Origin of the sequence: Baekduia sp. (assembly GCF_035685985.1) — a bacterium.
Classification (GTDB): Bacteria; Actinomycetota; Thermoleophilia; order Solirubrobacterales; family Solirubrobacteraceae; genus Baekduia.
The window spans coordinates 36,128-53,263 of record NZ_DASRZV010000017.1; the positions used below are offsets into that span (position 1 = coordinate 36,128).

Annotated in this window: 22 protein-coding genes and 1 pseudogene; 9 read left to right on the forward strand and 14 right to left on the reverse strand. The window is 72.8% G+C overall.

Features of this window, described 5'->3' with window-relative positions:
- Positions 1 to 234 precede the first annotated feature (234 nt).
- The 5 genes from VFG42_RS09165 to crcB (VFG42_RS09185) form a co-directional block, all read right to left on the reverse strand.
- Entirely contained in the window at positions 235 to 576 is a 342-nt protein-coding gene (locus tag VFG42_RS09165) for an AAA family ATPase (RefSeq protein ID WP_324907543.1), read from the reverse strand.
- Positions 577 to 1,299: 723 nt separating this feature from the next.
- A complete protein-coding gene (locus tag VFG42_RS09170; protein WP_324907545.1) occupies positions 1,300 to 1,674 on the reverse strand; it encodes a hypothetical protein in 375 nt (124 codons plus the stop codon).
- Positions 1,675 to 1,815: 141 nt separating this feature from the next.
- Entirely contained in the window at positions 1,816 to 2,907 is a 1,092-nt protein-coding gene (locus VFG42_RS09175; RefSeq protein ID WP_324907547.1) for a DUF190 domain-containing protein, read from the reverse strand.
- On the reverse strand, positions 2,904 to 3,257 hold the full coding sequence (crcB, locus tag VFG42_RS09180; protein ID WP_349260406.1) for a fluoride efflux transporter CrcB: 354 nt from the start codon (positions 3,255 to 3,257) through the stop codon (positions 2,904 to 2,906). The genes VFG42_RS09175 and crcB (VFG42_RS09180) overlap by 4 nt, the downstream gene beginning before the upstream one ends.
- An 8-nt stretch (positions 3,258 to 3,265) precedes the next feature.
- A complete protein-coding gene (gene crcB / locus VFG42_RS09185; RefSeq protein WP_324907551.1) occupies positions 3,266 to 3,664 on the reverse strand; it encodes a fluoride efflux transporter CrcB in 399 nt (132 codons plus the stop codon).
- A gap of 485 nt (positions 3,665 to 4,149) precedes the next feature.
- On the opposite strand from crcB (VFG42_RS09185), the gene eno reads away from it, so the two are divergent.
- The 3 genes from eno (at position 4,150) to VFG42_RS09200 (ending at position 6,799) form a co-directional block, all read left to right on the forward strand.
- Positions 4,150 to 5,439 carry a phosphopyruvate hydratase gene (gene eno / locus VFG42_RS09190; RefSeq protein WP_324907553.1) on the forward strand — a complete coding sequence of 430 codons (1,290 nt, stop codon included), beginning with the start codon at positions 4,150 to 4,152 and terminating at the stop codon, positions 5,437 to 5,439.
- A 212-nt stretch (positions 5,440 to 5,651) separates the two neighbouring features.
- Positions 5,652 to 6,074 carry an NUDIX hydrolase gene (locus VFG42_RS09195; protein WP_324907555.1) on the forward strand — a complete coding sequence of 141 codons (423 nt, stop codon included), beginning with the start codon at positions 5,652 to 5,654 and terminating at the stop codon, positions 6,072 to 6,074.
- Positions 6,071 to 6,799, forward strand: a complete 729-nt coding sequence (locus tag VFG42_RS09200; protein ID WP_324907557.1) for a phosphatase PAP2 family protein — start codon at positions 6,071 to 6,073, stop codon at positions 6,797 to 6,799. The genes VFG42_RS09195 and VFG42_RS09200 overlap by 4 nt, the downstream gene beginning before the upstream one ends.
- A gap of 262 nt (positions 6,800 to 7,061) precedes the next feature.
- On the opposite strand, the gene VFG42_RS09205 is transcribed toward VFG42_RS09200, so the two are convergent.
- The 5 genes and pseudogenes from VFG42_RS09205 to VFG42_RS27425 form a co-directional block, all read right to left on the reverse strand.
- Positions 7,062 to 7,919, reverse strand: coding sequence for an aldo/keto reductase (locus VFG42_RS09205; RefSeq protein ID WP_324907559.1), 858 nt, complete (start codon positions 7,917 to 7,919; stop codon positions 7,062 to 7,064).
- A gap of 28 nt (positions 7,920 to 7,947) precedes the next feature.
- Positions 7,948 to 8,343 carry a (R)-mandelonitrile lyase gene (locus tag VFG42_RS09210; RefSeq protein ID WP_324907561.1) on the reverse strand — a complete coding sequence of 132 codons (396 nt, stop codon included), beginning with the start codon at positions 8,341 to 8,343 and terminating at the stop codon, positions 7,948 to 7,950.
- A gap of 22 nt (positions 8,344 to 8,365) precedes the next feature.
- A complete protein-coding gene (locus VFG42_RS09215; RefSeq protein ID WP_324907563.1) occupies positions 8,366 to 8,578 on the reverse strand; it encodes a hypothetical protein in 213 nt (70 codons plus the stop codon).
- Positions 8,575 to 8,958, reverse strand: a complete 384-nt coding sequence (locus VFG42_RS09220) for a DUF2255 family protein (RefSeq protein ID WP_324907565.1) — start codon at positions 8,956 to 8,958, stop codon at positions 8,575 to 8,577. The genes VFG42_RS09215 and VFG42_RS09220 overlap by 4 nt, the downstream gene beginning before the upstream one ends.
- Positions 8,955 to 9,107 (reverse strand): annotated as a pseudogene (locus tag VFG42_RS27425) (IMP dehydrogenase); the annotation flags it as partial. The gene VFG42_RS09220 and the pseudogene VFG42_RS27425, both read right to left, overlap by 4 nt.
- A gap of 201 nt (positions 9,108 to 9,308) precedes the next feature.
- Between VFG42_RS27425 and VFG42_RS09230 the strand changes: the two are divergent.
- Both VFG42_RS09230 and VFG42_RS09235 read left to right on the forward strand, forming a co-directional pair.
- Positions 9,309 to 10,196 (forward strand): helix-turn-helix transcriptional regulator, encoded by an 888-nt coding sequence (locus VFG42_RS09230; protein ID WP_324907569.1) that lies wholly within the window; start codon positions 9,309 to 9,311, stop codon positions 10,194 to 10,196.
- Positions 10,197 to 10,213: 17 nt separating this feature from the next.
- Positions 10,214 to 10,534: a carboxymuconolactone decarboxylase family protein gene (locus VFG42_RS09235; RefSeq protein WP_324907571.1), complete on the forward strand. Its 321-nt coding sequence runs from the start codon at positions 10,214 to 10,216 to the stop codon at positions 10,532 to 10,534.
- Here the strand turns inward: VFG42_RS09235 and mftF are convergent.
- Genes mftF through mftR form a run of 4 tightly spaced genes read right to left on the reverse strand, consistent with a single transcriptional unit; the run spans position 10,458 to position 14,155 of the window.
- Positions 10,458 to 11,981, reverse strand: coding sequence for a mycofactocin biosynthesis glycosyltransferase MftF (gene mftF / locus VFG42_RS09240; RefSeq protein WP_324907573.1), 1,524 nt, complete (start codon positions 11,979 to 11,981; stop codon positions 10,458 to 10,460). The two genes, VFG42_RS09235 and mftF, sit on opposite strands and share 77 nt — an antisense overlap.
- An 8-nt stretch (positions 11,982 to 11,989) precedes the next feature.
- Positions 11,990 to 12,796 (reverse strand): mycofactocin-coupled SDR family oxidoreductase, encoded by an 807-nt coding sequence (locus VFG42_RS09245; RefSeq protein WP_324907575.1) that lies wholly within the window; start codon positions 12,794 to 12,796, stop codon positions 11,990 to 11,992.
- Positions 12,793 to 13,506 carry a mycofactocin biosynthesis peptidyl-dipeptidase MftE gene (gene mftE / locus VFG42_RS09250; RefSeq protein WP_324907577.1) on the reverse strand — a complete coding sequence of 238 codons (714 nt, stop codon included), beginning with the start codon at positions 13,504 to 13,506 and terminating at the stop codon, positions 12,793 to 12,795. Before mftE ends, VFG42_RS09245 begins: the two co-directional genes overlap by 4 nt.
- A gap of 25 nt (positions 13,507 to 13,531) precedes the next feature.
- The gene (mftR, locus tag VFG42_RS09255; protein ID WP_349260404.1) at positions 13,532 to 14,155 is read right to left on the reverse strand and encodes a mycofactocin system transcriptional regulator; all 624 of its coding nucleotides are present in this window, start codon (positions 14,153 to 14,155) and stop codon (positions 13,532 to 13,534) included.
- Positions 14,156 to 14,234: 79 nt separating this feature from the next.
- Here mftR and mftA point away from each other — a divergent pair, with 79 nt between their 5' ends.
- The 4 genes from mftA to mftD are packed head-to-tail and all read left to right on the forward strand — an operon-like array spanning position 14,235 to position 16,976.
- Positions 14,235 to 14,354, forward strand: coding sequence for a mycofactocin precursor MftA (mftA, locus tag VFG42_RS09260; RefSeq protein ID WP_414642359.1), 120 nt, complete (start codon positions 14,235 to 14,237; stop codon positions 14,352 to 14,354).
- A 10-nt stretch (positions 14,355 to 14,364) separates the two neighbouring features.
- Positions 14,365 to 14,652 (forward strand): mycofactocin biosynthesis chaperone MftB, encoded by a 288-nt coding sequence (gene mftB / locus VFG42_RS09265; RefSeq protein ID WP_324907583.1) that lies wholly within the window; start codon positions 14,365 to 14,367, stop codon positions 14,650 to 14,652.
- Positions 14,649 to 15,791: a mycofactocin radical SAM maturase gene (gene mftC / locus VFG42_RS09270; RefSeq protein WP_324907585.1), complete on the forward strand. Its 1,143-nt coding sequence runs from the start codon at positions 14,649 to 14,651 to the stop codon at positions 15,789 to 15,791. Before mftB ends, mftC begins: the two co-directional genes overlap by 4 nt.
- A 3-nt stretch (positions 15,792 to 15,794) precedes the next feature.
- The gene (gene mftD, locus VFG42_RS09275) at positions 15,795 to 16,976 is read left to right on the forward strand and encodes a pre-mycofactocin synthase MftD (protein WP_324907587.1); all 1,182 of its coding nucleotides are present in this window, start codon (positions 15,795 to 15,797) and stop codon (positions 16,974 to 16,976) included.
- Positions 16,977 to 17,136: the final 160 nt, after the last annotated feature.

A 17,136-nucleotide genomic window follows, 5' to 3' on the forward strand; every position in this document is an offset into this window, starting at 1 on the left:
TCCGGCGGTCGATGACGCGGGCGCGCGGCCGGGCCGCCGACGCGCAGGCGCGCACCGTTCAGCGAGACGACGCCGTTGGCGATCCACGGCGTCAGCAGCGGGCCGACGGGCACGCGTCAGTTGTCCAACATGATGGTCTCGGTGCCGACCGGACGCGCCCGCTGTTCCGGACGTCCGGGCGCGGCGACTCCAGCTTGGTCTTCGGCAGCGGCGCCAAGTACATGAAGGACTTGATCAGGTGGCGCAGGTCCGGCCACTCGCCGGTCCAGTCGAGGTCTCAGGCTTCTTGAAGTAGTCCAACGTGTCTGCGGGTAGGTCCTTCAACCGCATGTTGTTGCCCTCGTGACGCAGCATCAGGCCGTCGAGGCCCAGCTTGTCGAGCACGTAGGAGCTGTGGGTCGACACCAGGACCTGCTTGCCCTCACACCGCTCCGAGATGCGATGGACCAATGCATTGAGGGACCCGGGGGAGAGGCGGTTCTCGGGCTCCTCGACCGGTACGAGCTGGGACTCGTCTGCGGTGCGCGCGTCCGCGCCCAGGTCCTCAACGCCGCGCGCATGGTCGACGTCCTCCACCTTGGCAGACCGTTGGCCTTCCGGGGCGTCGAGCTGGCGGACAACGCGCTGCGTTGGATCGAGTCGCCCGCCGATCGCCCGACGACGATGGGGCGCTGGGTGAGGTGCGGGAGCTGAGCAAAGGTGCGCGACCGCGCGCTGCGCGCGGCGGGGCTGCCTTTCGACCTCGAGAGCAAACCGTGAGCCGGCGTGCATCATCGGCGCCACACCGGGCTCGACGGCCTACCACGTGCGCGCCCTGGCGGCGGCTGAGGAACTCGAGCCGGCACGACGGCACGACGGAGTGGAGTCGCCGGGAGCGCGTCTGTCGAAGGCGCTGGGCGCACCGACGCCGTGGCGGAAACACCGGGCGGTCATCCGGCGCCGATGCTGCTGCTGGCGCGGTCGGTCGATCGAGTGCCGCGGGTAGGTCGCTGGGCGCCTGACTCGAACCGGGGACACCACGATTTGCAGAGGAACTTGTAGGTGTACTCTGGGAGGCGGTTTGCGGCGCGTGCGCGGACCGTGCCCGGAGCCCAGTACCCGTGATTTCGCGCGGATTCCTGCGGGTTTAGGCCATGGAGCGGTCACCCATGGCCCGATGGGCAGTTGAACGACAACTTGCCGAACGAGCGATCCGACGGCGCCGGCATGAGGTCATCGACTTCGGGATTGCGCGCGGGCCGCGGTCACGGGGCTCGCGTTCGCGCGGCCCGTGGGGTCGCTGAGCTGGCGGTGGATGCTTCAGACGAAGCTTGTCGCGTCGGCAGATCTCGAGGCCTTGTTGGTCTTGGGCGGCCAGCCAGAGGCAGCGGCGGGCGATCTCGGTGGTTCGGCGGTCGGTTGGACGGTGGCGGTGCCGCCGGGGTTGACCGGATCGGTCGGGGTGGCCGGGGGTGGGACCAGGCCGTCGTGGACGGCGGTCGCGTTGGTCAGCAGCCAGGCCAGCGCGGCGGCTGATCCGTAGTAGGCGACGCGGGTGGCGATCTGGGCGGAGGTCATCCCGGCCTGCTGCCAGCCGAGGCAGGCGGTGCCCAGGTCGCCGAGGCTGCTGGTGATCCGGCTTTGGGCCGGCATCGCGGCGACCAGGGCGCAACCGCAAAGGACGAACCGGCGCAACGGTCGCCTGCCACATCGACGCTGGCGCGCATGGGCGGCGTGTCGGACGCTCGGAGCGGTCCCAACGGTCCCAACAGGCCAATAGGTCATGGAACGCGGGAGTGGCGCGTAGGCGCGCAACCCCGTGCTCTTGCTCTGGGCTCAACGGATGTCGGCGTCGGAGGTGTGCCGGGCGAGGTGCAGCCCGCCGAAGCGGCGCTCCTCGGTGATCGCTTCCAGGGCCGGGACGATCTCGCTGGTGACCAGGCCGCGCTCGCGGGTCACGTCGTCGATGATGGCGAAGCTCTCGTCGATGGCTTCGGGGCGGTCGATGACGATCGTGACGACGGGGACGTGTCGGCGGAGCTGGAGGAGCCGGTCGCCGTGGGGTGGGTGGTCGCCGTGGAAGCCCCAGATGCCGCGCAGGACCGTGGCGCCGCGGGCGCCGCTCTCGCGCAGCCGCCGGATCAGCGTCAGGTGCTGGGCGGCGCCGTCGACCACGGTGCCCTCGGAGCCGAAGACCATCAACTTCTGCCATTGGCGCAACCCCTCGGCGTCCGGGCCGGGCAGCGACGGGGGACGCGCCAGCAGCTCGCCGTCGCGCTTGCAGACCGTGACGCGCTCCAGCGAGAGCAGCGGGTGGCGCAGGAGCCCGCCGAGCTCGGGCAGGACGCGGGCGATCCGCGGGCCGTCGCCGACGGCGACGATCATCATCGGGACGTCGGCGTTGCGGCCGAAGAAGCGTGCGCGCTTCCGCTCGCCACGCGCGGTGCCGTCGACGCCGAGCAGCACGGTGGCGCCGGCGATGCCGCGCCGGTGGAGCAGGTCGCAGACGGCGAGGTGCGCGGGCATCCCGTACACCTTCTGCTGGCGCCCGACGTAGATCGTGAGCTTGGCCGGGAGCGAAGGCTCGGCGGCCAGGTCGGCGGGGCGGAGGGCGCCGGACAGCATCCGCGCGCGCTCGAGCGTGATCAGGCCGCGGCGCCTGATCGCCTTGACCTCCTCGAGGACGGCCTCGATGCGCTCGCGGCGGTCGACGGCGATCGAGACGAGCGGGAGGTCCTCCGAGAGCGTCAGCAGCCGGTCGGTGCGCAGGTGGTGCTTGACGCCGAAGCCGGCGGCGCCGCGCAGCAGCGTGCTGGTCTCGACGCGCCGGCGGCCGTAGACGTCGAGGATGGCGTCGGCGACGAAGGCGTGGTCGGTGCGGTCGCGCTCGCCGAAGTAGGTGGTGAGCTTGAGGCAGTCGTCGATCACAGCAGCCCTCCGATCAGCCGGCCGGCCTCGGCGATGCCGACGCCGAGCGCGAAGCTGACGACGATGTTGGCCGCCGCGGCGCGGTTGGCGCCGTCCTCGACCAGGCGCTGGGTCTCGTACATCCAGGTCGACAGCGTGGTGTAGGTCCCGATGGCGGCGGTGCCCGCCAAGATGTAGGCGTCGCCATCGACCGCGCGGCCGACGAGGAGACCGAGGACGAAGGAGCCGGTGAGGTTGATGGCCAGGGTTCCGAACGGCCAGGAGCGGCCGGCGCGAGCGGCGACGGTGCCGTCGACCACGAAGCGCGCGATCGCGCCTGCGCCGCCGATCAGCGCGACGGCGATCCACATGCCGGCGCTCACGCGATCACCTTCACGCGGCGCGCGAACGCGCTGGACAGATGCGTCGCGCCGTACCCGGCGGCGAGCGTGGCGGTGCCGTAGCCGACCGCCAGGCCGTAGGCGTGCGCGTCGAGCATCTTGAGCACCTCGACCTGCACCGTCGAGAACGTCGACAGCGCGCCGCACAGGCCCGTACCCAGCAGCGGCCGCCGGTAGGCCGACAGCGGGAGCCGCTCCAGCAGCCGCGAGGAGAAGTAGCCGAGCAGCAGGCAGGCGATGACGTTGGCGGCGAACGTGCCCCACGGCCACTGCGGCGCGCCGGGCCCGCCCAGGAGGGTGAGCTCCACACGGGCCACCGCGCCGACCGCGCCACCGGCGAAGATCGCGGCCAGCTCGCGACGATCACGACCGCCCATCAGGTCTGCTCCCGGCGTCGCCGACGACGAGCACCGCGATCCGGTCCGACAGCGTCAGCATGGCGTTGGCGTGGCTCCCTTTCGGTCAAGGACGAAGAAGGAGAAGCCATCAGCCGTCACGTGCGGCGGTTCGGGAGGCCGGGCCTCCACGCCAGAGCTTCATCTGGCTGCGAGGGACCATACCCACCGCGCGGCGCCAAGTCACATCCGAGGCCCGGACGACCGGTCGATCGGGCGGGACGGCCCACCAGGCTGATGGGGGCCCCGCCGCCGAACGTGTCGCGGCGGCGGCCTTGGCCCGGAGGCGCGCGCGGTGCTAGCGTCGGAGGCGCCAGATGAAGCTCTGGCGCCGCGGCCCTCCGGTCGCGCGAACCGCCGGCCGTTCGGCTGATGGCTTCTTCCCGACCACGCCACGTAGGGGAGTCGCCATGTCCACGCCGTCGCGCTACGCCGCACCCGATCACTGGGGAAGGTCCATCAGTCCGGTGATCCACAGGGTCTGGGCCTACGAGGTGCTCGACAGCCGCGGCGCGCCCACGCTGGAGGTCGAGGTGCGGCTGGCGTCCGGCGCGCGCGGCGCCGTCGCCGTCCCGGCCGGGCTGTCGACGGGCTCCAAGGAGCGCAAGGAGTCGCGCGACGGCGAGCGCCGCTATCGCGGCCGCGGCGTGCGCCACGCCGCGCGGGTGGTCCGGACCGAGGTCGCCGACGCGCTGCACGGGATGGACGCGCTGCACCAGGCCGCCGTCGACGCCCGCCTGCGCGACCTCGACGGCACGCCGGACAAGAGCCGCCTCGGCGCCAACGCGATCCTCGGCGCGTCGCTGGCCACCGCGCACGCCGCGGCGGCGCACTGCGGCGTCCCGCTGTGGCGCCACCTCACGCCGGACCCGGGTCACGTCCTGCCGGTCCCGATGCTCAACGTGCTCAACGGCGGCGCGCATGCTCGCGGCGGGATGGACGTCCAGGAGCTGATGCTCGTGCCCTGGGGCGCCGAGAGCTTCGCCGACGCGCTGCGCATCGCCGTCCAGATCTATTGGACCTTGGGCGACCTGCTGGCCGAGGCCGGCATCCCCACGTCGGTGGGCGACGAGGGCGGCTACGCCCCGCGCGTCGGGTCGACCGAGGACGCGCTGGACATGCTGATGTCGGCCGTCGAGCGCGCGGGGCTGGAGCCCGGCGTCGACGTGGCGCTCGCGCTGGACGCCGCCGCCAGCGGCTGGCGCCACGACGCCGGCTACCGGCTGCGGCGCGCGGGCCGGACGCTCTCGCGCGACGGGCTGATCGACTTCTGGGAGCAGCTCGTCGAGGGCTATCCGATCGTCGCGCTGGAGGATCCGATGGCCGAGGACGACCGCGAGGGCTGGTCGCTCCTGCACGAGCGGCTGGGCGACCGGGTCCAGCTGATCGGCGACGACGTGTTCGTCACCGACCCCGAGCTCGTGTCGGAGGGGATCGCCGCGGACATGGCCAACGCCGTGCTCGTCAAGCCCAACCAGATCGGCACGCTCAGCGAGACGCTGGCGACGATCGAGATCGCCCACGCCGCCGGCTGGGCGACCGTCGTGTCCCATCGCTCGGGCGAGACGACCGACACGACGATCGCCGACCTGGCCGTCGGTGCGCAGGTGGGCCAGATCAAGGCCGGTGCGCCCTGTCGCGGCGAGCGCGTGGCCAAGTACAACCGGTTGATGCGCATCGAGGAGGAGCTCGGCGATGGCGCGCTGTTCGCGGGCCGCGCGCCCTTCGGGCGCCAACGCACCTCCAAGTCCGGCTGAGTGGTGTGCGCGGTCGTCCATCGCTTGCTCGGACCGCTGACTGCTACCCTCTCGGTCAGTCCAGATGAAGCTCTGGCGTAGGCGCCGCTGATCGCGGCGTCTCGAACCGCCGGCACGTTCGGCTGATGGCTTCTCCCATGCGAACCGACGCAGAGGAGAGCCATGCTGGGCCAACGAGAGCGAGCGCTGGACGACCATCGAGCGTGGTCGTGATGCAGGTCAAGGTCCGCGCCGCGGTGCTGATCGACGGGCGACTCCTCGTGGCCGACGAACGACGGATCGGTCGACGTCATCTGACGCTTCCGGGAGGACGCCCGGACCGCGGCGAGACGCTGCACGCGACGGCGTGCCGCGAGACCCGCGAGGAGACCGGCCTGACCGTCGTGGCCGGGCCTCTGCTCTACGTCGCCGAGGTGATCTCGGGCACGACGATGCAGGAGCTGACGCTGGTCTTCGGCGCCGAGGTCGTTCAGGGCGACGCGACGGGCGTCACCACGGTCGGGCTCGGCGAGGCTGAAGCCCAGGAGGTGCATCCGCCGATCGTCGACCTCCTCTTCGAGGACGCTGAGGACGGCTTCGCGCGGTGCCCGAGGTTCCTGGGCAACATCCACGTCGCCGGCGCGGGGCGGCGATGAGCGTGCAGGCCGTCGACCTGAGGCTGTTGCGCTGGATGCGCACGCTGCCGCACGCGCCGCTCGGAGATCGTCTGCTGCGGTGGTCGTCACAGGCGACCGACCACGGCCACGGGTGGGTCGCGCTGACCGCCGCCGGAGCGCTGATCGATCGGCGTCGTCGATGGCGTTGGCTGCGCGCGCTGGCCGTGCTGGCCGGAACCGAGCGGGCCGGCCGAGCGATCAAGCATGTGACCGGTCGGCGACGCCCGCGGCTCGCGGGATTGCGGCCGCTGGCGCCGACGCCGGGGCCGCTGAGCTTCCCGAGCTCGCACACGGCCAACGCGGTCGCGGCGGCGCTGGTCCTCCCGCCGCTGCTTCCCGCCGCGCCGCTGTGGGCCTTCGCCGGGATCACCGCGGCGTCGCGGCCGTATCTGGGCGTCCACTATCCGTCCGACGTCGTCGCCGGATGGGCGCTGGGCGAGGCACTCGGCCGGCTGGCACGGTGCGCGGCCGGCGTCGACCGGCGGTCCGTCGACCGCTTCGCGTGCCCCGGCGGGGAGCTGACGCGCGCCGTGGCACGGAGGACCTCGAGCTACGAGACGTCGAGGCGTTTGCGCGAGCACCCTGAACGACCACACGTCGCCCAAATCGGGAAGGCTGATCGCGGGGACCTCGGTCTCCGTCGGCACGATGCACGTGACGTCCTCGAAGACGACACCCCTCGTACCTTGTTGTCGTCCTTCTAGGCTTCGGACCAGGCATTCCTGATCGCCTCTTGGACCTTGTCACCTGCTCTCGTCGCTCCGCGACGACCGGCAGTTCGCGCGCGGCACTCAACTTTCGCGCATGGCGAGTCCCGGGCTCGAACGAGGGACATCACGATTTCCAGAGGAACTTGTAGGTGTACTCTGGGAGGCGGTTTGCGGCGTCTTCGCGGACCGCGTCGGAGGGCGGGTGTGGAGTCGCCTGACCATCGCCGGGCCGAGCGACGCGGGGACGGCGCTCGTATCACTTCCCGCTGTAGACCGGGAAGGCGCTGTGCTCGCCGTAGTCCACGTCGCGTAGGTCCTGCAGCGTGGCCATGTCGTCGCTGGAGATCTCGAAGTCGACCTGGGCGTTGGACCGCATGTGCTCGGGGTTCGCGGTCTTGGGCAGCGATACGGTGCCGAGCTGCAGGGTGTAGCGGATGCACAGCCGCGGCACGGAGACGTCGTACCTCTCGGCCATCCTCTGCACGTCGGCGTTCTCCAGGATCGCGCCGTGGGCGATCGGCGAGTACGCCTCGACGAGGATGTGCTTGTCCGCGCAGTAGGCCAAGAGCTCGGAGGGGGTGTTGCCGGCGTGCACGAGCAGCTGGTTGACGTGGGGGACCACGGTCGCGCTCGACAGGATGTTCTCGAGATCCTGCTGCTGGAAGTTCGACACCCCGATCGACCGGATGCGGCCGGTCTTGTGCGCGTCCTCCAGCGCCCGCCAGGCTTCGCGGTTGCCCTCGGCGTAGTCGCCGCCGCGGAAGTCGTCCCACGGCTGCGGGCTGTGGATGAGCATGAGGTCGACGTGGCCCAGGCCGAGCTTCTCCAGCGATCCGTCGATCGCGGCGGCCGCGCCGTCGTAGTCCTTGATCTCGGCGGCCAGCTTGGTCGAGACGAACAGGTCCTCCCGGGGCACGCCGGACGTGCGCACGCCCTCACCAACGCCGCGCTCGTTGCCGTAGGCCTGGGCGGTGTCGATGTTGCGGTAGCCGATCTCGATGGCGGTCCGGACCGCGTCCGCTGCCTTGTCGTCGTCGATGAACCACGTGCCGAGACCCAGCTTTGGGATCTGGACGTCGTTGGACAGGGTGTAGTTCTCGTTCAGAATGGTCATGGTCCTCTTCTCTCGTGCGCTGGTTCCGCTAGGCGCCGTACTGCTCGTCGGTGACGTGCTCGCCCCAGGTGGTGCTGACGCCGTGCTCGTCGTTCTCCAGGACGGCGATGTGCACCATGAAGCGGTCGGGCGCGGCGCCGTGCCAGTGGTTCTCGCCCGGCTCGAAGAACACGCGGTCGCCGGGCTGGAGCGTCTCGATCGGTCCGCCCTCGCGTTGGCAGAGGCCGACGCCTTCGGTGACGTAGATGGTCTGCCCGAGGGGGTGGGTGTGCCAGGCGGTGCGGGCGCTGGGGGCGAAGTGGACCATGCCGCCCTGGAGACGTGCGGGCTCGGCGGGAGCGGCGATGGCGTCGACCCAGACGTCGCCGGTGAACCAGTCGGCGGATCCTTTGTTGGTGGCGTTGGTGTTGCGCGTGATCTGCATGATGTCGTTCCTTGTTCTTGTTCTAGGTCCGGGCCGGTGCGGGTGCGCGGCGTCGGGCCGGGAGCGCGGTGAGGAGCGTGACCGCGAGGGCGAGAGCCAGAAGAACGGTGGCGCCGCTGAGCGCGGCGGAGACGCGGCCGGCCAGGTCTGGCCCGGCAGCGTCGAAGAAGGTGAGGTAGCCGGCCAGGATGACCGCCAGCACCGCGCGGCGTGGCTTGTCGGCGGTCGGCGTCATCGGTCGGTCGGGACGAGGCGCAGCGTCGTTGCCCGTGCCTGGTCGGTGAGCATCGGCGGCAAGTAGCCGGCAAAGCGGGCGTACTTGTCGCGGTAGGCGGCATCGATGTCCTGCGTCACGTCGGGCGCGGCGTCCCGGAACGTGACGTCCTTGCTGACGCCGCCGGCCTGCACCCGGCCGGCGCGGCGCTTGCGCGCGGCCCGGTACCAGGCTCCGTCGGTGCCTCGGTAGGAGCGCACGTAGAGGTCGTCGCCGACGCGCACGACCCAGATCGGGACAGCGCGGCGCGGCGCGCCATCGGCGTCCAGCGGCGCGATGCGCAGCTCGTCGGCGCCGCCGATGGCGTCAAGCTCCCCGTGCGTCCAGCCGGATGCGGTCACGGCTTGACCATGACCTTGACGGGCTGGCGGTCGGCCATCGCGCGGCGGCCGTCCGGGACGCCGTCGAGGCCGACGGTGCGACCGACGACGCGGCCGGGCCCGATGCGGCCCTCGAGGACGTCGGGCAGCAGCTCCTCGATGTTGGCGCGCACCGCCCTGTGAGACGCCCCGACGTGCACGCAGGCAGCGTTGAGGCCCTCGTGGCAGAACTCGACGTCACCGGCGGAGAACGTGACGGTGGCTTTCATGGCCTACACGAAAGCACCGATCCGTCCGGGCTGCGAGACCCTGTCAAGGGGTTAACAACAGGGTCTCTCGGAAGCCCGGCGGCGGCTCTAGCCTGATCGGTCATGGACACCAGGAACGAGATCCGCGAGTTCCTGACCTCGCGCCGGGCGCGGATCAAGCCGGCCGAGGCCGGGCTGCCTGACCACGGCCCGCGCCGCGTGCCGGGTCTGCGTCGCGAAGAGGTCGCCGTTCTGGCCGGGGTCAGCGTCCCGTACTACACGCGGCTCGAGCGAGGCGACCTCAGCGGCGCGTCCGAGGGCGTGTTGATGGCCTTGGTCCGCGCGCTGAACCTCGACGACGCCGAGCGAGCGCACCTCTTCGACCTCGCGCGCGCCGCGCAACCCTTCGGCACCGCCGCGCCGCGCCGCCGCCCGCAACGGCAGGCCGTGCGTCCGGAGGTTCAGCAGATCCTCGACACGATGACCGGCGCCGCGGCCTTCGTCCGCAACGACCGCTTGGACATCCTCGGCGGAAACCAGCTCGGCTTCGCGCTGTACTCCGAGATGTTCCACGGCCCCGCGCGACCGGTCAACACGGCTCGCTTCGTGTTCCTCGACCCGCGCGCCCGAGACTTCTACGTCGATTGGGAACGCGCCGCGCGCGACGTCGTCGCCGTCCTGCGCTCAGCAGCCGGTCGCGACCCGTACGACCGCCAGCTCTCCGATCTCGTCGGTGAGCTGTCGACCCAGAGCGACCTGTTCCGGACGCATTGGGCCTCACACAACGTCCGCTTCCACGTCAACGGCGTCAAGCGCTTCCACCACCCCGTCGTCGGCGACCTCGCCCTGAACTTCGAACGCATGGACCTCGCCGCCGACAGCGGTCTGACGATCTTCACCTACACCGCCGAGCCCGCCGGCCGCGACGCCGAGGCCCTTCAACTGCTCGGCAGCTGGGCAGCGACCGACGCCGCCGAACCGGCCGACGCCGGCGACCGATCCACCACCTAGACACCAAGGACGACAACATGGCAGACGACTCCCAGCCCTCCGGCGCGCAGAAGGCCTTCGGCGACTTCGCGCCGACCTTCGTGCACCTCACCGACGACGTCCTGTTCGGCGAGGTCTGGCCCCGCGACCAGCTCACGCCCAAGGAGCGCAGCCTGCTCACCGTCGCCAGCCTGGTCACCAGCGGCAGCACCGAGCAGCTGACCTACCACCTCGGCCTCGCCAAGGACAACGGCGCCACCGAAGACGAGCTGATCGAGGCCATCACCCACCTGGCCTTCTACGCCGGCTGGCCCAAGGCCATGTCGGCGATGGCCGTCGCCAAGCAGCTGTTCGGCTAGGGCGACGTACCTCGCGAGACGGTCGCTCCCGCCGAGCCGGTCGCCGCCTGATCGACGGACGGGCGATCGCGGGCAGCAGCGGCGTGGCGGTCCGCGCCCGCAACGCGCCGTGCCACGTGCCGGCCGTGGCGAGGAGGTCGTCGACGACCGTCATCGCGACGTCGGCCGGCCGACGTGGGGCGCCGGGCCGCGTGAGCCGCAGCGCGTAGGCGGCGGCGAGCAGCGGCCATCCGGCGCGTCGGTGCGGGCCGGGCACGAGCAGCAGCGGGGACCACACGCGCCGCAGCGCGTGGCCGAAGCCGTGCGCGGTGCCGAGCAGGCCGCGCCCGGTCAGCTCGGCGGCGAGCGGCACGGGGCGGTCGGACGCGCCGGCGACCCAGCGGGTCACGCGCGCGAGCGCGACGGCGGCGGCCGTTGCCGCGCCGACCGGGCGGCGCGCGGCGAGCAGGCCGACCGCCGCCGCCATCGCCGGGTCCGCGCGCAGCGCGGGGAGGGCGCGCGGGTGGCGCTGGGCCAGCGGGCCGATCGAGCCGGCGTAGGCGAGACGGCGGGTGGCGAACGCGACCGGCGTGACGCGGTGGTCGTGACGCACCGAGACCGCGGGCTCGTAGCGCACCAGGACCCCGGCGTCGTCCATCCGCCAGCACAGGTCGACGTCCTCGCCGAGGTGCAGCGCCTCGGCGAAGCCGCCGGCGGGCATCGCGGCGCGCCGCACGATCAGCGTCGTGGCCGGGACGTAGGACAACGGCCGTCCCGGCGCGACGAGCCCCCCGACCGCGCCCATGTCGAGGCTCGCGTGCCGGCGCTCGTAGCCGGCCAGCAGGCCGCTGGACGTCTCGTCCAGCGCCCGCACGCGCGGCGCGACCGCGCCGATGCGCGGGTCGCGGAAGTGGGCGGCGAGCACGCGCAGCCAGCGGTCGTCGGCGTCGACGACGACGTCCGAGTCCACGAACGCGACCAGCGGCGTCCGGGTCGCGCCGAGCCCCGTGTTGCGCGCGGCCGCCGGGCCGCGGCTGACCGCGTGGCGCACGATCGCCGCGCCGTGCGCCGCGGCGACGGCCGCGACGGCGCCGCCGCCGTCGGCGGAGCCGTCGTCGACGACGGTGACCGGGATCGCCGGGACGCTCGCGCGCAGCGCGGCCAGGCAGCGGGCCAGCCGGTCGGCGCGATCGCGCACGGGGATGACCACGGCGACGTCCGACGACGTCGCCGCGTCGGCGGGGTCGGGGCAGGCGTCGAGGATCCCCGCGTCGAGCAGCCGCCGGGCCAGGCCCCCGGCGCCGCCCACCGGCGCACCGGAGCGCCACGCGCGGGCCAGCTCGCCGCCGCGCGGGCTGAGCCGCACGAGGCGCAGTGGCACGCCGCCGACGAGCAGACGGCCGTCGTCGCGCACGAGCACCCCCGCGGCGACGCGAACGCGGAGGGCGGCTGGCGGGTCGGCGGCCATGCGGCCCCTCAGATCGAGAGGCCGCCGTCGACCGCGTAGTCGCTGCCGGTCACCGCCGCCGACTCGGGGCCGGCCAGGAAGGCGAGGACGGCGGCGACCTCGCGCGGGTCGATGAGCCGCTCCAGCGGCTGCTGGGCGGCGAAGTCCGTGGCGGACCGCAAGTCGTACAACCTGGCGCTCTCGGCCAGGATCGCGGTGTCCGTCGAGCCGGGGCTGACCGCGTTGGCGGTGACGCCGCTGCCGCGCAGCTCGGCGCCGAGGGCGCGAACGAGGCCGACCACGCCGGCCTTGGCCGCGCAGTAGGCGGCGAGCATGGGCAGGCCGCGCGAGGCGGCCGCCGAGGCCACGACGACGAAGCGCCCGCTGCGGGGAGGGGCGCGGCGCAGCAGCGCGGGGATGCCCGCGCGCGCGGCGGCCACCGCCGCGCGCAGGTCGACGTCGAGCACCGCGTCGAGCTCGTCGCGCGGCATCTCCCACAGCGGCACGCCGCCGGCGACCGCGCCGGCCGTGACGACGACGGCGTCGAGTCCACCATGTTCCGCCTCCGTCGCCGCGACGACCGCGCGCAGGGCGTCCTCGTCGGTGGCGTCGACCGCGACCCCGGTCACCAGCTCCGGCGTCGCGTGCGCGGCGCGCGCGCCGGCGACCGCGGCGTCGAGGTCGGCCGGCCCGGCCAGCGCGTAGGGCAGGCGTGGATCGTCGGCGGCCCGGTCGGCGACGACGACGGCGTCGCCGCGGGCCGCGAGCGCGACCGCCGTGGCGGCGCCGATGCCGCGGGCGCCCCCGATCACGAGGCTGACGCGGCGCGCGATCACGTGGGACCGGCGCCGCCCGCCCACGCGTCGAGGGTGTCCACCAGGTCGGCGACCGCGGCCTCGAGCATGTTGGTGCCCTTGCTGGCTTCGGCCTGTCGCGCGTCGCCGAGCACGCCGTTGACGCTGACGGCCGCGACGCCGCCGCGTTGCATCGGCGAGATCAGCTGCGCCAGCGAGGCCGTGGGCCCGACCGCCGTCGCCACGTGGTCGGCGTCGACGGTGGCGGGGTCGAGCGCGAGCATCAGCGAGGTCTCGGTGTCGCCCGCGTGCAGGTCGCCGTCGGGGTAGCACGGCCACCAGTCGCGGACGTCGCGCCCTTCGCGCCGCAGGCGCGTCACCGCGCGCCGCACCGGGGCCGCGTTGCCGCCGTGCGCGCAGAGCAGCAGGACGCGCGACCACGTCGCGGTGGCCGATCGCCCGAGCTCCACGAGCAGCTGCTCGGTCACCTCGGCGCCGATCGACAGCGTCCCGGGGAAGGACTGGTGCTCGCCGCTGGAGCCGTAGGCGATCGCCGGGGCGACGAGGACGTCGCTCCGGCGCTCGGCCGCCCGCACCGCGATCGCCCGCGCGATGTTGGTGTCGGTGCCGACGGGGAGGTGCGGGCCATGCTGCTCGGTCGCGCCGACGGGCACGACGAGCACCGCCAAGGATCGTGCGCCCGCCCGCGGCGAGGTCAGGTCGCCCAACGTCGTGTCCCCTCGCTCCTCCACGATCGGACGAATATAACACCGGGTGTCAAATATCGCGTGTCAGGCGACGCAGGGCGCTGCGGTCGTAGCCGGCCTCGAGCATGCGGTAGCTCCGGTCGAGCAGGATCAGCAGGTCCTTCTCCGGGTGCGCGACCCAGTGCGAGAACGCCGAGATGGAGGCGGCGAGCGCCGCGTAGGCCAGCGCGCCGACCTCGAGGTTGTCCACGTCGCGGCGCAGGCGGCGGGCGACGAACTCGGCGACGACGGCGCGCCACTCGGCGTAGCGCAGCACCGAGTGGGCCTGCAGGGCGGGCACCGTCGTGATCAGCGCCATCCGGCTGCGCAGGTCGGGCAGGGCGTCGGCGGGATAGGTGTTGGACACCACGACGGCCTCGCGCAGCGCGGTCATCAGCGGGGTGCGGGCTCCGGTCGCCGAGAGCTCCGAGCGCAGGCGGCCGAGCACCCAGTCGAAGTTGCCCCAGACCATGTCGTTCTTGGAGGCGTAGTACCGGAAGAGCGTGCGGCGGCCGACGCCGAGCTCCTTGGCGATGTCGTCCATCGTCGTCTCGTCGAAGCCGCGCTCCTCGAACAGGCGCAGCGCCACCTTGCCGACCTCCTCGGCGGTGGTCGACGGTGGACGTCCTCGGGTCTCTGGTTTGCCTTGTGGCACTGGATGCGATAATAGTTGGCGGGAAGCGTCGGACCCACTATTCCAAAGGAGAGAGATCGTGGCTGAGCCCAGCGCGGCGATCGCCCCTGTCCAGGACGACGAGCCCGTCGGCACGCACGACGAGGCGGAGGTGCCGTTCGTCGAGGAGGAGCTGCTCGTCGAGGACGTCTCGATCGACGGCATGTGCGGCGTCTACTGAGCCTTCGCTCATGCTTGACGTCTTTGATGAAAGCCGCGCGTGGGCGATGGACCCGCGCGTGGCCCTGCGGGCCGAGTCCTTCGGGGCATTGGCCTATCACTTCGGAACGCGGCGGCTGTCGTTCCTCAAGCACCCCATGTTGGTCGCGGTCGTCGAGCAGCTGGGGCAGCACCCGAGCGCGTCGGCCGCGTGCGACGCCGTCGGGGTGCCCGCGGCACGCCGGGCGCAGATCCACGCGGCGCTCGGCACGCTGGCCGACACCGGGATGATCGTTCACAGGGAAGGGGAGGCGGCATGAAGCTCGTCGATCGGTTCATGGAGGGGTTGGACGCTCCGATCTGCCTGACGTGGGAGCTCACGTACGCGTGCAACCTGGCGTGCACCCATTGCCTGTCCAGCTCGGGCCGGCGCGACCCGCGCGAGCTGACGACCGCCGAGGCCAAGGCGGTCATCGACGAGCTCGAGGCGATGCAGGTGTTCTACGTCAACATCGGCGGCGGCGAGCCGACGGTGCGCAAGGACTTCTGGGAGCTGGTCGAGTACGCGACCGCGCATCGCGTCGGCGTCAAGTTCTCCACCAACGGCAGCCGCATCACGCCTGAGCGCGCGGCGTGGCTGGCCGCGTCGGACTACGTCGACGTGCAGATCTCGCTCGACGGCGCGACGGCGGCCGTCAACGACGCGGTGCGCGGCATCGGCTCGTACGCGACCGCGATCAAGGCGATGGAGAACCTCCACGCCGCGGGGATGGCCGGCTTCAAGCTGTCGGTCGTCGTCACGCGCCAGAACGCCGGGCAGCTCGACGACTTCGAGGCCATCGCCCAGCGCTACGGCGCGCAGCTGCGGATCACGCGCCTGCGCCCGTCGGGCCGCGGGGCGGACGTCTGGGACGAGCTGCACCCGACGGCGCGTCAGCAGCGCGAGCTGTACGACTGGCTGGCGCGGCGGCCCGACGAGGTCCTGACCGGCGACTCGTTCTTCCACCTGGCGCCGTTCGGCGACGGGCTTCCGGGGTTGAACCTCTGCGGCGCCGGGCGCGTGGTCTGCCTGATCGACCCGATCGGCGACGTGTACGCCTGTCCGTTCGCGATCCACGACGAGTTCCTCGCGGGCAACGTCCGCGAGCCCGGCGGCTTCGCCGGCGTCTGGCGCGGGAGCGAGCTCTTCACCGAGCTGCGCCGCCCGCAGTCCGCCGGCGCGTGCGCGAGCTGCACGTTCTTCGACAAGTGTCGCGGCGGCTGCATGGCGGCCAAGTTCTTCACCGGGCTGCCCCTCGACGGGCCCGATCCCGAGTGCGTGCTGGGGCACGGCGAGGCGGCGCTCGCGGCGCGCGACGGCGCGGCCGCGCCGCCCAAGCCGACCCAGGACCACTCGCGTCGTACGCCGCGGCCGCGCCCGTGCGACGAGAGCCCGGTCGCGGGCCTGGCGAGGAGCTGAGCGATGGCGAGCACCAAGGAGTGGTTCGAGTCGGTCGCCGAAGCGCAGCGCCGCGCGAAGAAGCGGCTGCCGCGCTCCGTGTACGGCGCGTTGATCGCCGGGGCCGAGAGCGGGGCGACCGTGGACGACAACCTCGGCGCGTTCCGCGAGCTCGGCTTCATCCCGCGGATCGGCGTCGACCTCCCCGAGCGGCGCGCGCTGGGACGGACCGTCCTCGGCCAGGAGCTGGCGTTCCCGGTGCTGATCTCCCCGACCGGGGTCCAGGCCGTCCATCCCGAGGGCGAGGTCGCCGTGGCGCGCGCCGCCGCCGGGGCCGGCACGGCGCTGGGGCTGAGCTCCTTCGCCTCCAAGGCGATCGAGGACGTCGTGGCCGCCAACCCCAGGACGTTCTTCCAGGTCTACTGGATGGGCTCGCGGGAGCGCATCGCGCAGATCCTCGACCGCGCGCGCGGGGCGGGCGCGGTGGGCATCATCGTGACGCTCGACTGGTCGTTCGCGCACCGGCGCGACTGGGGCAGCCCGGCGATCCCGGAGAAGCTCGACCTCAAGGCGATGGCCAAGCTGGCGCCCGAGGTGATCGTCCGGCCGCGCTGGCTCGCGTCGTTCGCTCGCGCCGGAGGCCCGCCCGACCTCGGCGCGCCGAACATGGCGCCGCCGGGCGGCGCGGCGCCGACGTTCTTCGGCGCCTACGGCGAGTGGATGTTCACGCCCAAGCCGAGCTGGGACGACCTCGCGTGGCTGCGCGAGCAGTGGGACGGCACGTTGATGCTCAAGGGCGTCGGCCATCCCGACGACGCCCGGCGGGCCGTCGAGATCGGCGCCGACGCCATCTCGGTGTCCAACCACGGCGGCAACAACCTCGACACCACGCCGGCGTCGATCCGGCTGCTGCCCGCGGTGGTCGAGGCGGTCGACGGCCGGCTCGAGGTCCTGCTGGACGGCGGGGTCCGCCGAGGCAGCGACGTCGTCAAGGCCATTGCCTTGGGCGCCCGCGCCGTGATGGTCGGCCGCGCCGCGCTGTGGGGCCTGGCCGCCAACGGCGAGGCCGGCGTCGCCAACGTCCTCGAGATCCTCCGTGCCGGCATCGACGAGACGCTCGTCGGGCTCGGCCGCGAGCGGATCGACGACGTCGTGCCGGAGGACGTCCTCGTGCCCGACGGCTTCGCCCGTCGACCCGGGCGCTGAACGTCGGCGACGGAGCTCAGGCGGCGGGAGCCGGCGTCGTCCAGGCTTGCCTCGGCCCGGACCTCGTGGCCGTGGGCGCCGAGCGCGGACGTCTGACGTCGTACGACGGCGGTTCGGTGAGGTCATCTGCGCGTGGTGGTCACAGGGCTGGGCCTGCCGT

Excerpts from the sequence above, each read along its gene's own strand:
- crcB (WP_349260406.1), bottom strand. The coding sequence starts at position 3,257 with ATGTGGATCGCCGTCGCGCTGATCGGCGGCGCAGGCGCGATCGCGCGC.
- crcB (WP_324907551.1), bottom strand. The coding sequence starts at position 3,664 with ATGGGCGGTCGTGATCGTCGCGAGCTGGCCGCGATCTTCGCCGGTGGC.
- VFG42_RS09195 (WP_324907555.1), top strand. The coding sequence starts at position 5,652 with ATGCAGGTCAAGGTCCGCGCCGCGGTGCTGATCGACGGGCGACTCCTC.
- VFG42_RS09200 (WP_324907557.1), top strand. The coding sequence starts at position 6,071 with ATGAGCGTGCAGGCCGTCGACCTGAGGCTGTTGCGCTGGATGCGCACG.
- VFG42_RS09205 (WP_324907559.1), bottom strand. The coding sequence starts at position 7,919 with ATGACCATTCTGAACGAGAACTACACCCTGTCCAACGACGTCCAGATC.
- VFG42_RS09210 (WP_324907561.1), bottom strand. The coding sequence starts at position 8,343 with ATGCAGATCACGCGCAACACCAACGCCACCAACAAAGGATCCGCCGAC.
- VFG42_RS09215 (WP_324907563.1), bottom strand. The coding sequence starts at position 8,578 with ATGACGCCGACCGCCGACAAGCCACGCCGCGCGGTGCTGGCGGTCATC.
- VFG42_RS09230 (WP_324907569.1), top strand. The coding sequence starts at position 9,309 with ATGGACACCAGGAACGAGATCCGCGAGTTCCTGACCTCGCGCCGGGCG.
- VFG42_RS09235 (WP_324907571.1), top strand. The coding sequence starts at position 10,214 with ATGGCAGACGACTCCCAGCCCTCCGGCGCGCAGAAGGCCTTCGGCGAC.
- mftF (WP_324907573.1), bottom strand. The coding sequence starts at position 11,981 with ATGGCCGCCGACCCGCCAGCCGCCCTCCGCGTTCGCGTCGCCGCGGGG.
- mftB (WP_324907583.1), top strand. The coding sequence starts at position 14,365 with ATGCTTGACGTCTTTGATGAAAGCCGCGCGTGGGCGATGGACCCGCGC.
- mftC (WP_324907585.1), top strand. The coding sequence starts at position 14,649 with ATGAAGCTCGTCGATCGGTTCATGGAGGGGTTGGACGCTCCGATCTGC.
- mftD (WP_324907587.1), top strand. The coding sequence starts at position 15,795 with ATGGCGAGCACCAAGGAGTGGTTCGAGTCGGTCGCCGAAGCGCAGCGC.